Genomic DNA, 10,394 nt, shown 5'->3' with positions numbered 1-10,394 from the left:
CCCCGCCTCAAGATCGGCCTGTCGGCCTGCTTTCAGCACGCCGACCCCACCCGCCCCTTGTTCACCAACAAGACGCTGCAGTACGTTGAGCAGTCCATCGCACACTGGATCATGTCGTCGGGCGCCATCGTGGTGATGGTGCCCTGCCCCACGGGCGCGACGGCGCGCGGCGATGTGACGCTGCAGCACTACGCCGAGTGGCTCGATGGCGTGGTGATGCACGGCGGCGCCGATGTGTGGCCCGGCAACTACGGCGAGGAGCCCCTGCGCGAAGAATGGGTGGGTGACCGCGTGCGCGACATCTACGACCTGGCCCTGGTCAAGGCCTTTGCCGAAGTGGGCAAACCCATCTTTGGCGTATGCCGGGGCCTGCAGCTCATCAACGTGGCCTTTGGCGGCGCGCTGTACCAGGACATCGAAACCCAGCACCCCGCCGCGCTGCAACACCGCAACGCCAGCACCTACGACCAGCACTTTCACGACATCCAGATCGTGCCCGGCTCGCGCCTGGCCCAGCTCTACCCCGACGTACCCCGTGCGCGCGTGAACAGCATCCACCACCAGGGCATCAAGCGCCTGGCCCCAGAATTTGAGGTCGAAGCACTGAGCGAACCCGACGGCGTGCCAGAAGCCATCCGCCTCAAGCCCGCGCCGGGACGCGGCTACATCGCGGCCACACAGTGGCATCCGGAGTTCCACCAGAGGGGCTCGGACACGCTGGACGACACGGCCATCCTGCAAGACTTTCTGGCAGCCTGCGCCGAGGCCAAGGCGCATCCGGTGCGGCCCGGCAAGCCGGCAGGGCTACGGGACCGGGCAACGCGGTTGTTGCGCGGGGCGCTGCGCAGGGACCACGAGGCGGCCTGAACCGACCAGACCTCACAAGCGGCCACTGGCGAGGGCAGGCCCCACCACCGCCTCCACCTCCCCCCGCAACCACCGGTGCGCTGCATCCTGCTGATACCGCACATGCCAGATCAAATACATCGGCATGGCCGGGCACACCACCGGCACGGGTGCGGTGGCCAGGCCTGCCAATGCCGTGCAGGCCAGCAGCGATGGCGCGGTGGTGAGCAGCGCGGTGCCGCGCACAAAAGCCGGTAGCGCGGCAAAACCCGGCACACGCACAGCGAAGCGGCGGCGCACGCCACGGGCCAGCAGCTGGCGGTCCAGGTCCAGCCCCCGGTGCGCTTCGTAGGCCACGGTGGCGTGGTCGGCGGCCAGGTAGTCGGCCTCGGTGGCGGGGGCGCTGCGCACGCTGGCGTCGTAGAACACGCGGTACTGGTCTTCAAACAAACGCTTTTGCACGATGTCCGTGCCATCGGGCGGGCGGGGGCTGATGACAAGTTGGCACGCATCGGACCGCAGCAGCTCGGCGCTGGGCGCGCCGCTGGGCACGATGCGCAGCGTGACGCCCGGTGCGGCAGTGCGCAGGCGCGCGGCCAGCGCGGGCAAAAGCAGGTCGCGCTGAAAGTCGTTGGCGGCGATGGTCAGCTCGGTCTGCCAGGCGCGCGGGTCAAACTCGGCCCCTTGGGCAAACCGCTGCATCTGGTGCAGCATGTCACGCGCGGGCTGGGCCAGGGCCTCGGCCCGGGCGGTGGGCACGATGCCGCGCCCGCGCTTCACAAACAGCGGGTCGCCGGTGATGGCGCGCAGCTTGTCGAGCAGGTGGCTCACCGCCGATTGGGTGACGCCCATTCGCTCTGCAGCAGCGGTGATGCTGCCGGTTTCCAGCACCGCCAGAAGCAGTTTCAGCAGGTGCCCGTCCAGCGCTGATCCATCGAAATTGCTCATGCATTCGATGATGTTTTCAGGCTTCATCTTTGGCAATGGCGTCACGACACTCTGGGCTGACTTACATCAAGACCCGGAGACTTCCATGCCTTCCAAGCTGCCCCCCATCCCCGGCACCACGCCGTTCGACGGCGACCAGGCCCGCAAAGGCTATGCGCTGAACAAGATGTGCTTTTCGTTCAACGACGAAGCCAACCGCAAGGCCTTTGTGGCCGATGAAGAGGCGTACATGAAGCAATACGGCCTGAACGAGCAGCAGGCCGCCGCCATCCGAGCAAAAAACGTGCTGCAGCTCATTGCCGCAGGTGGCAACGCCTACTACCTGGCCAAGTTCGCGGGCATCTTCAAGCTGGACATGCAGGACATCGGCGCGCAGCAAACGGGCATGACCAAAGACGAATTCAAGGCGATGCTGGTGGCCGCAGGCCGGGACTGACCCGCACGGCGCCACCCTTTGTCCAACACCCCCACCCGTTCACGCTGAGCCTGTCGAAGCGCCGCACCACCACCGCGCCCCGGCTTCGACACGCCCAGCCCGAACGGATGGAGAGCGGCTTGGTCCCTGCGTTGCAAATGCAGACAAGCCACCCCTTCACACATTGAATCTGGAGACATCACATGGCACAACTCATCGGCGGCCTCGGCACCTCGCACATTCCGGCCATTGGCAACGCCATCCACAAAGGCCTGCAGAACGAGCCTTACTGGAAGCCCTTTTTCGACGGCTTTCCGCCCATTCGCCAGTGGCTGGGCGAGAAGCAGCCGGACGTGGTGGTGATGTTCTACAACGACCACGGCCTGAACTTCTTCCTCGACAAAATGCCCACCTTTGCCGTGGGTGCGGCAGCCGAATACAACAACGCGGACGAGGGCTGGGGCATCCCCACGCTGCCGCCGTTCAAAGGCGAGGTGGACTTGTCGTGGCACCTCATCAACACGCTGATCGAGCGGGAGTTTGACGTGACCACCTGCCAGGAGATGCTGGTGGACCACGCCTGCACGCTGCCGCTCAAGCTCTTTTGGCCCGAGGGCGATTGCCCCGTGACAGTGGTGCCGGTGTGCATCAACACCGTGCAGTTCCCGCTGCCGTCGGCCAAGCGCTGCTACGCTTTAGGCAAGGCGGTGGGCCAGGCGATTCAGAGCTGGGACAGCAACAAGAAGGTGGCGGTGATTGCCTCGGGCGGCCTCAGCCACCAGCTCGACGGCGAGCGCGCGGGCTTTATCAACAAGGCGTTTGACCTGCAGTTCATCGAAAGCCTGACCACCAACCCCGAATGGGCCACGCAGTTCAGCGTGCATGAGCTGGTGGAAAAGACCGGCACCCAGGGCGTGGAGCTGCTGATGTGGCTGGCCATGCGCGGGGCGCTTGCCACCGGCAGCGCGGGGGTGCGGCGAGTGCACAGCAATTACCACATCCCGATCTCGAACACGGCGACGGCGGTGATGGCGCTGGAAGCGGTCTGACCCCGTCGATTCCAAGCATTTTTGGCTGCCTGCGCCTATCCATCATGCGCAAGCAGCTATCAATTCAGGAGTGTTGACCTCCCCCTGCTTTCCCACAGGCTGGCGTCAGGCATTGTGTTTGCTGTAAATTTATACAGTGAATTTACAGTCCAAACTCGCCATCCTGGCCGACGCCGCCAAGTACGACGCCTCGTGTGCATCGAGCGGCGCTGCGCCGCGCAACTCGGTGGGTGGGCGTGGCATGGGCTCCACCGAGGGCATGGGCATCTGCCACAGCTATGCGCCGGACGGGCGCTGCATCTCGCTGCTCAAGATCCTGCTCACCAACTTCTGCCAGTACGACTGCCTGTACTGCGTGAACCGCGTGACCAGCAACGTGCCCCGCGCACGCTTCACGGTCGATGAGGTGGTGCAGCTCACGCTGGACTTTTACCGCCGCAATTGCATTGAGGGGCTGTTCCTGTCCAGCGGCATCATCCAGAGCCCCGACTACACCATGGAGCAGGTGGTGGAGGTGGCCCGCGTGCTGCGCGAGGAGCACGACTTTCGCGGCTACATCCACCTCAAGACCATTCCCGACGCATCCCCCGAGCTGATGCAGCGCGCTGGCCGCTATGCCGACCGCCTGTCCATCAACATCGAGCTGCCCACTGCCGAGAGCCTCACGGCCCTGGCGCCGGAGAAAGATAGCGCCGCGATTGACCGATCCATGGCCCGCATGGCGGTGCACATTGGCGAATCGCGTGCAGCCCGCAAGGAGCAAGCCGCGCAGGCCATCGTGTCGATGCCGCAATCGCGCACCACGCGCCGGGCCAGCGCGCCGCTGTTTGCGCCGGGCGGGCAAAGCACGCAGATGATTGTGGGGGCCGATGCGACCAACGACCGCACCATCCTTGCCACCAGCGCGCGGCTGTACGGCGTGCACCGGCTGCGGCGGGTGTACTACTCGGCCTTCAGCCCCATCCCCGACGCGGCGCGCGCCCTGCCGCTGGCCGCGCCGCCCACGGTGCGCGAGCACCGGCTGTACCAGGCCGACTGGCTGATGCGCATTTATGGATTTACCCACGACGAGATCGTGCCGCCCAGCCAAGGCACCCCGGGAGGCCCGATGGGCATGCTGGCGCTGGACATGGACCCCAAGCTGGCCTGGGCGCTGGCGCACCGCGAGCGCTTTCCGGTCAATCTGAACACCGCCCCGCGCGAGTTGCTGCTGCGCGTGCCCGGCTTTGGCGTGCAGACGGTGGAGCGCCTGCTGGCCGCCCGCCGCGTGCGCCGCCTGCGGCATGCGGATCTTTCGCGGCTGCATGTGCCGCTCAAAAAGGTGCTGCCGTTTGTGGAAGCCGCCGACTACCGCCCCGGCCGTGCGCTGGAGGCTGCCGACCTGGCCGCACAGCTGGCCCCGCCGCCAGTGCAACGCAGCCTGTTTTGAGCCCGCAAGTTCTGTCAGGCCCACATGCAGAGCCACACCATCACGCTCGACCATCCCACCGACTGGCCCGGCTTTCGCACCGCCGCACGCGCCCTGGTGCAAGCCAACGTGCCACCACAGGCCGTGGACTGGCGCTGCCAGGCCGATGCCGCTGAAGACCTGTTTGCGCCCGAGGCCACCGGCCACAACGCCCTGCCACAGCCAGCCCCCGATGCACCCACGCTGCGCGTGCCCCCCGACTTTGTGCACCTGTGCGAGCAGCTCATCTTGCACCGCGACCCTGCCCGCTTTGCGCTGATGTACCGCCTGCTGTGGCGCATGGCGCAGGGCGGCAGTGAGGCCGACGCCGCGCGGCACGACCCGCTGGACGCCGACCGCATGCTGGCCCACCACATGGTCCGCGCCGTGGGGCGCGACATCCACAAGATGCACGCCTTTGTGCGCTTTCGGCCCGTGGTGGAGCCCGACGGGCAGACGCTGCACATGGCCTGGTTCGAGCCCGACCACTACATCACCGTAGCCAATGCGGGCTTCTTCATCCGCCGCTTCACGCAGATGCGCTGGGCCATCCTCACCCCCGACGCCAGCGTGCGCTGGGACGGCCAGCAGCTGCACACAGGCCCCGGCGCGCAGCGCAGCGACGCGCCGCCGCCCGACGCAGGCGAGGCGCTGTGGCTCACCTACTACCGCCACATCTTCAACCCCGCGCGGCTCAAGCTGAACATGATGAAAAAGGAGATGCCCACGCGCTACTGGCACAACCTGCCCGAGGCCGCGCTCATCACCGAGCTGGCACAGACGGCGCACGAGCGCAGCGCGCAAATGGTGGCGGCCGAGCCCACCACACCGCGCAAGATGATTGCGCCGCTCAAGCGCCCAATGCCCATGGAGCTGGAATGAGTCTGCCTCTCCGCACATGAAACCCCGTTCGGGCTGAGCCTGTCGAAGCCTTGCGCGGCGCTTTGACAGGCTCAGCGCGAACGGTTCAAGTGGGTAGGCTCCGCCCCTGAACGCCCGAGGCCTGCCGCATCGCACGGAACTGCGGCGCGGGCTGCGCTATCGTCCACCGCCAGGGCAGTGCCTGGGCGCGCCACACACCACCCAGCACCAACAACCGCAGCACGCGCTGCGCGCCGGGCCAGGGCGCACGGTCGGCCTCGCCCCACAGCAGTTCGGCGCGCGCGGCCACGTGCAGCAGGCCGCCGTCGTCGTAGTCCACCCACAGCAGCCCGGCCAGTGGGTGCTGGGCGAGGTTGCCCAAGGTGTTGTAAAACAGGTTGCCCGGGTAGTCGGGCAACCACAACTCCAGGCCCTCTGCGGTGTGCTTCGCCAGCACAAAGCCCGGCTCGCCACCCCGGTGGGAAATGTCCACACCCTCACCCCGCTGCTGCCCGGGCCGCGCGGCCGAGGCACTGGCGATGAACAGCGTGTCGCTGCGCGCAATAAGGTCCAGCGCCGCCGCATCCAGCAACGGGCCCAGCGCCTGCGCAGGCTGTGGTGGCGTAACGGCGGCGCGCAGGCCCGGTGCGCGCGCCTGGATGTACTTGGGGCAGTTGCCAAAGCTCTGCGCTACGGTGATTGACAGGCCCTGCTGCGCGCCCCAGCGCACCACATGGCCGTTCATGCGGTTGCGGCGGCGCGTGTGCGGCTCCAGCCCCAGCACGCCCACGGGCGCACCGGTGCCGTGCGCAGCCAGCGCCGCCATCGCGGGGTCGGCCGGGTCGATGGCGGCGGCCACATCCATGCGCTGCGCATGGGGCGTGTGCACAAAGCCCGGCGGGCCCGCCAGCATGGTGGCCCAGGGCTGGCCCTGCGCGTCGAGTGCGCCCAACAGCAGCGTGGGCAGCTTTTCAAACAGCTCGCGGTGCTGGTCGGGCATGTGGTCGCGCACCACCACCTCGCCCACGGCGGCCATGCGCTCGTGCACGCCCGCGCGGGCTTGCAGCGCTTGTTCACCGGCGTGCCAGGCGCTGGGGGCGGGGCCTTCGCTGCCGCCTGTGGGCAGGATGGTCATGCGGCCTCCGCAGGCTGGGGGACTTTGGGCGCGAGGCGGTCCAGCAGCGGCACATAGCCGGGCAGCGCCTGCAGGCGCGCCACCCAGGCGGCGATGCGCGGGTAGGCGTTGGGCAGCGGCAGACCCGCCAGATGGGCCTGCGAGGTGTAGCTGACCATGGCCACATCGGCCAGGCTGAGCGTGGCGCCGCCCAGCAGCCAGTCGCGCCCCTGCAGCTCGGTTTCCATGAAGTCCAGCAGCCGCCGGCCCTGGGCCTGGGCGACCTCGTTGATGGGCTTGCCGGTCAGCGTGGCAAAACGCGGCCCACCGATGCCCGGCGCCAGAAAGCCCGCCGCCAGGCTGAACCAGCGCTGCAGCTGCGCCTGGCCCACGGGGTCTTGCGGCAACCAGGCACTGCCGGGCGCGTAGCGCTGCACCAGGTAGACGAGGATGGCATTGCTGTCGCTCAGCACCAACTCGCCATCCACCAGCACGGGCACCTGGCCCAGTGGGTTGAGTGCGCGGTGCGCGGGCAGCTGGTGCTCACCCTGCAGCAGGTTCACCTCCACCAGCCGATGCGGCAGGCCGAGCAGGGACAGCAGCAGCTCCACGCGGTGGCAGTGGCCGGAGATGGCCGTGCGGTGCAGCGTGAGCGGGGCGGCGGGAAGGGAGGCGGATGTCATGGGGCGAGTCCTTGTCAAAACGGCGTGGAAAGAAGGGCTCGACCTTATCTATTGCGCTCCACAGCGTGAATAGCGATAGTGCGGCTTTCAGAATTTCGCAAGACGCAACAATGGACCACCTCGACACCCTGCGCTGCTTTGTGACCGTGGCCGACGCAGGCGGTTTTGCCGTGGCGGGGCGGCGCCTGGGCTGCTCGGCGGCGGCCGTCACGCGGGCCATTGCGGCGCTGGAGGCGCGGCTCGGTGTGCTGCTGTTTCAGCGCAGCACGCGCTGGGTGCGGCTGACGGAGGCGGGCGAGCGTTTTCTGGCCGACTGCCGCCCCATCCTGAGCGACCTGGCCGAGGCCGAGCAGACCGCCAGCGGCGCGCAGGTGCAGCCGCAGGGGCTGCTGTCGATCACCGCGCCGCAGATGTTCGGCATCCAGCATGTGGCGCCCATCGTGCGCGACTTTCTGCAGGCCCAGCCGCGCGTGCAGGCGCGCACGCTGTTTGTGAACCGGCTGGTGCATCTACTGGAAGAAGACATGGATGTGGCCGTGCGCATTGCCCACCTGCCGGATTCGGGCCTCACCGCCCTGCCCGTGGGCGCGCTGCGAAGGCTGGTGGTGGCGTCGCCCGACTACCTGGCGCGCCACGGCGAGCCACTGCACCCTCAGGACCTGGCGCAGCACCGGGCGATTGCATTCTCGTTCGACGCACGGGCCGCTGCACCCTGGAAGTTTGCCGAGGGGCAGGTGGGCAGCCCGCAGATCGCGTGGATCAGCAACGCCAACGAGGTGGACATCGCCGCCGCCGAGGCGGGCCTGGGCCTCACGCGCTGCCTGGCCTACCAGGCCGCTGCCAGCCTGCGTGCGGGGCGGCTGCGCATTGTGCTGGCCGGGTTTGAGCCACCGCCGGTGCCCGTGCACATCGTCTACCCCGCCGGGCGGCGGGCACCCGCCAAGGTGCGGGCCTTTGTGGAATTTGCGCGCGAGCGACTGGCGGCCGAGCCGGTGTTGCAGGGCCGGGGGCTGGTGCGGGGTGCAAGGCGCTGATTTTGAGGCTTTTTAGGCCGTCACCGCGCGTCCACCATGCCCAAAAAGCTATCAAATAAATAGCAAACTAGCGAAGAGAAGGGCTGGTGAACCAGATCGCGGCGATGACCAGCGCCAGCACCACACACAGCACCAGTGCAGACGCCGCCCGGCCCGGTGTTTCGTCGAACTCGAAGTGAAGGATGCCGGACACCGTATCGGCCACGGCGTCGGCCGCCCGCGCGCGGAAGATGAAGCCCAGCACCGCAAACGCCGCCGCGCCGTACTGCACCCAGTGGCGCAGCACCGGGTCCATGCCCGGGCCGTCGTAGTTGAGCGAATAGGCCAAGCCATACAGCCACCAGCCTGCCACGCCAACCAGCGCGCCAAAGAAGGCGCCGATCAGCGCATAGCCCAGGCGGTCAAAAAAGCCCTGCACGGACGCTACGCCTTTTTGAGCTCAAGCAGTCCATCAATGGTGGTGGCCATGGCCACCGTGCACATGGCGGTGGGCCACTTCTTCGGCCGATGCCGCGCGCACTTCGGTCACCTTGCAGCTGAAGGCGAGCGCCTGGCCTGCCAGCGGGTGGTTACCGTCCAGGTGCACTTCGGGGCCCTTGATCTTGACCACGTTGAACACGGCAGGGCGTCCGTCATTGCCCACGCCTTGCAGCTGGCCGCCGACCTTCACGCCGGGCGGGAACTCACTCTTGGGGATGGTGCGCACCAGGCTTTCGTCGCGCGCGCCAAAGGCGTCTTCCACCGCCAGTTGCAGCGTAGTGCTGTAGCCCACGGCCTGGCCTTCGAGGGCAGCTTCGACCTTGGGGAAGATGTTTTCGTAGCCGCCGTGCAGGTACGCCAGATGGCCCGCGTCCAGCGGCTTGCCCTGGGGCGTGGTCACCTTGTAGCTGATGGTAACGGCGGTGTCTTTGGTGATGTTCATAGGTCTTGGATAACAACGCAGATCGGGACCGTGGATTGTCCACGACCCGCGAGATGGGGCATTGGCAGCGGAATGTGGAAGTTCGCGCCTCAAACACAAAACACCCGTTCGGGCTGAGCCTGTCGAAGCCCCGCGCGGCGCTTCGACAGGCTCAGCGTGAACGGCTGCAAGGGGTGGCCGACAACTCACCCAGCCGCTGCGGCGCTTTCGGCCGGGCGCTCTTCCTCGGTCTGCCCGGGGTAGCGCGCAAACCGGCGCGGTGTGGCGCCGTGCACCGGGTCCTGCTCAGGCCAGGGCCAGCCGCCAAACTGGGTGCGGCGGTAGTCGTTCATGGCCTGCATGATCTCGGCCTGCGTGTTCATCACAAACGGGCCGTACTGCGCCACGGGCTCGCCAATCGGGCGGCCTTGCAGCACCAGGCATTCCACGGCGGTGGTGCCGGTGTTGGTCAGCAGCCAGTCTTCACCGGCACGCATTTCGAGCGCAGCGTGGCGGTCCACCTCCTGCGGGCCCACACGCAGGCGGTCGCCCACAAAGAAGTACAGCATGCGCTGCGTGTTCTCCCCCTTGGCGGCGGGCAGCGTCCATTCGGCGCCGGGCTCCAGGTGCAGCGTCCAGATGGCCACGTCGCCCTCGGGCTGCGAGGCCCAGGACTCGGGCGGCGGCGACAACGGATCGGGCGCACTGGGCAGCGCACCGGCCACCACCGTCACCGTGGTCTTGCGGCCTGCGGCGTCGGCATGCACCACGCGCGGGATGCGCTCGTTCCACAGCATGGTGAAGTGCGGCTCCACCATCTTGTTGCGCGCGGGCAGGTTCAGCCAGATCTGAAAGAGTTCGAGCGGATTCGGCCCGTCGGCATTGAGCAGCGGGAACATCTCGGAATGCACGATGCCCTTGCCCGCCGTGACCCACTGCACATCACCACCGCCAAAACGCGCTGCCGCGCCCAGCGAGTCGGAGTGGTCGATGAGGCCCTTGCGCACCAGCGTCACCGTCTCAAAACCCCGGTGCGGGTGGCCGGGAAAGCCGGGCACCGGGTCGCCGTGGTACATGCTCCAGCCGTCCTTGCGGC

At 67.7% G+C, this 10,394-nt stretch carries 12 protein-coding genes; 6 read left to right on the top strand and 6 right to left on the bottom strand.

The window, feature by feature from the left end; all coding sequences use genetic code 11:
* Positions 1 to 867 (top strand): gamma-glutamyl-gamma-aminobutyrate hydrolase family protein (locus tag DBR12_RS14200; protein ID WP_108617854.1); only part of this gene is annotated, 867 nt, incomplete at its 5' end.
* Between the two features lie 12 nt (positions 868 to 879).
* Here the strand turns inward: DBR12_RS14200 and DBR12_RS14195 are convergent.
* Entirely contained in the window at positions 880 to 1,821 is a 942-nt protein-coding gene (locus DBR12_RS14195; protein ID WP_199226693.1) for a LysR family transcriptional regulator, read from the bottom strand.
* A 58-nt stretch (positions 1,822 to 1,879) separates the two neighbouring features.
* Between DBR12_RS14195 and DBR12_RS14190 the strand changes: the two genes are divergently transcribed.
* The 4 genes from DBR12_RS14190 (at position 1,880) to DBR12_RS14175 (ending at position 5,587) form a co-directional block, all read left to right on the top strand.
* Positions 1,880 to 2,230 (top strand): protocatechuate 4,5-dioxygenase subunit alpha, encoded by a 351-nt coding sequence (locus DBR12_RS14190; protein WP_108617853.1) that lies wholly within the window; start codon positions 1,880 to 1,882, stop codon positions 2,228 to 2,230.
* Positions 2,231 to 2,412: 182 nt separating this feature from the next.
* On the top strand, positions 2,413 to 3,258 hold the full coding sequence (locus DBR12_RS14185; protein ID WP_108617852.1) for a class III extradiol dioxygenase family protein: 846 nt from the start codon (positions 2,413 to 2,415) through the stop codon (positions 3,256 to 3,258).
* Between the two features lie 136 nt (positions 3,259 to 3,394).
* On the top strand, positions 3,395 to 4,687 hold the full coding sequence (locus DBR12_RS14180) for a putative DNA modification/repair radical SAM protein (RefSeq protein ID WP_108617851.1): 1,293 nt from the start codon (positions 3,395 to 3,397) through the stop codon (positions 4,685 to 4,687).
* A 24-nt stretch (positions 4,688 to 4,711) separates the two neighbouring features.
* Entirely contained in the window at positions 4,712 to 5,587 is an 876-nt protein-coding gene (locus tag DBR12_RS14175; protein WP_108617850.1) for a TIGR03915 family putative DNA repair protein, read from the top strand.
* A gap of 85 nt (positions 5,588 to 5,672) precedes the next feature.
* Here the strand turns inward: DBR12_RS14175 and DBR12_RS14170 are convergent, their stop codons facing one another.
* Complete coding sequence (locus DBR12_RS14170; RefSeq protein ID WP_108617849.1) at positions 5,673 to 6,701, bottom strand: pyridoxamine 5'-phosphate oxidase family protein; 1,029 nt, start codon at positions 6,699 to 6,701, stop codon at positions 5,673 to 5,675.
* Positions 6,698 to 7,363, bottom strand: a complete 666-nt coding sequence (locus DBR12_RS14165) for a glutathione S-transferase family protein (protein ID WP_108617848.1) — start codon at positions 7,361 to 7,363, stop codon at positions 6,698 to 6,700. Before DBR12_RS14165 ends, DBR12_RS14170 begins: the two co-directional genes overlap by 4 nt.
* 110 nt (positions 7,364 to 7,473) lie before the next feature.
* Between DBR12_RS14165 and DBR12_RS14160 the strand changes: the two genes are divergently transcribed.
* Positions 7,474 to 8,397: a LysR family transcriptional regulator gene (locus tag DBR12_RS14160; RefSeq protein ID WP_108617847.1), complete on the top strand. Its 924-nt coding sequence runs from the start codon at positions 7,474 to 7,476 to the stop codon at positions 8,395 to 8,397.
* Positions 8,398 to 8,464: 67 nt separating this feature from the next.
* On the opposite strand, the gene DBR12_RS14155 is transcribed toward DBR12_RS14160, so the two are convergent.
* The 3 genes from DBR12_RS14155 to DBR12_RS14145 form a co-directional block, all read right to left on the bottom strand.
* On the bottom strand, positions 8,465 to 8,815 hold the full coding sequence (locus tag DBR12_RS14155; RefSeq protein WP_108617846.1) for a hypothetical protein: 351 nt from the start codon (positions 8,813 to 8,815) through the stop codon (positions 8,465 to 8,467).
* Between the two features lie 33 nt (positions 8,816 to 8,848).
* Positions 8,849 to 9,319, bottom strand: coding sequence for a peptidylprolyl isomerase (locus DBR12_RS14150; RefSeq protein WP_108617845.1), 471 nt, complete (start codon positions 9,317 to 9,319; stop codon positions 8,849 to 8,851).
* Positions 9,320 to 9,504: 185 nt separating this feature from the next.
* Positions 9,505 to 10,394: pirin family protein (locus DBR12_RS14145; protein WP_233244519.1), on the bottom strand; the 890-nt coding region annotated here is incomplete at its 5' end.

Origin of the sequence: Acidovorax sp. HMWF029, assembly GCF_003060895.1 — a bacterium.
GTDB lineage: Bacteria > Pseudomonadota > Gammaproteobacteria > Burkholderiales > Burkholderiaceae_C > Acidovorax.
This window is presented reverse-complemented; position numbering and strand designations above follow the sequence as displayed.

Coding starts and splice junctions, on each gene's coding strand:
- DBR12_RS14195 (WP_199226693.1), bottom strand. CDS start 1,821: ATGAAGCCTGAAAACATCATCGAATGCATGAGCAATTTCGATGGATCA.
- DBR12_RS14190 (WP_108617853.1), top strand. CDS start 1,880: ATGCCTTCCAAGCTGCCCCCCATCCCCGGCACCACGCCGTTCGACGGC.
- DBR12_RS14185 (WP_108617852.1), top strand. CDS start 2,413: ATGGCACAACTCATCGGCGGCCTCGGCACCTCGCACATTCCGGCCATT.
- DBR12_RS14175 (WP_108617850.1), top strand. CDS start 4,712: ATGCAGAGCCACACCATCACGCTCGACCATCCCACCGACTGGCCCGGC.
- DBR12_RS14170 (WP_108617849.1), bottom strand. CDS start 6,701: ATGACCATCCTGCCCACAGGCGGCAGCGAAGGCCCCGCCCCCAGCGCC.
- DBR12_RS14165 (WP_108617848.1), bottom strand. CDS start 7,363: ATGACATCCGCCTCCCTTCCCGCCGCCCCGCTCACGCTGCACCGCACG.
- DBR12_RS14160 (WP_108617847.1), top strand. CDS start 7,474: ATGGACCACCTCGACACCCTGCGCTGCTTTGTGACCGTGGCCGACGCA.
- DBR12_RS14150 (WP_108617845.1), bottom strand. CDS start 9,319: ATGAACATCACCAAAGACACCGCCGTTACCATCAGCTACAAGGTGACC.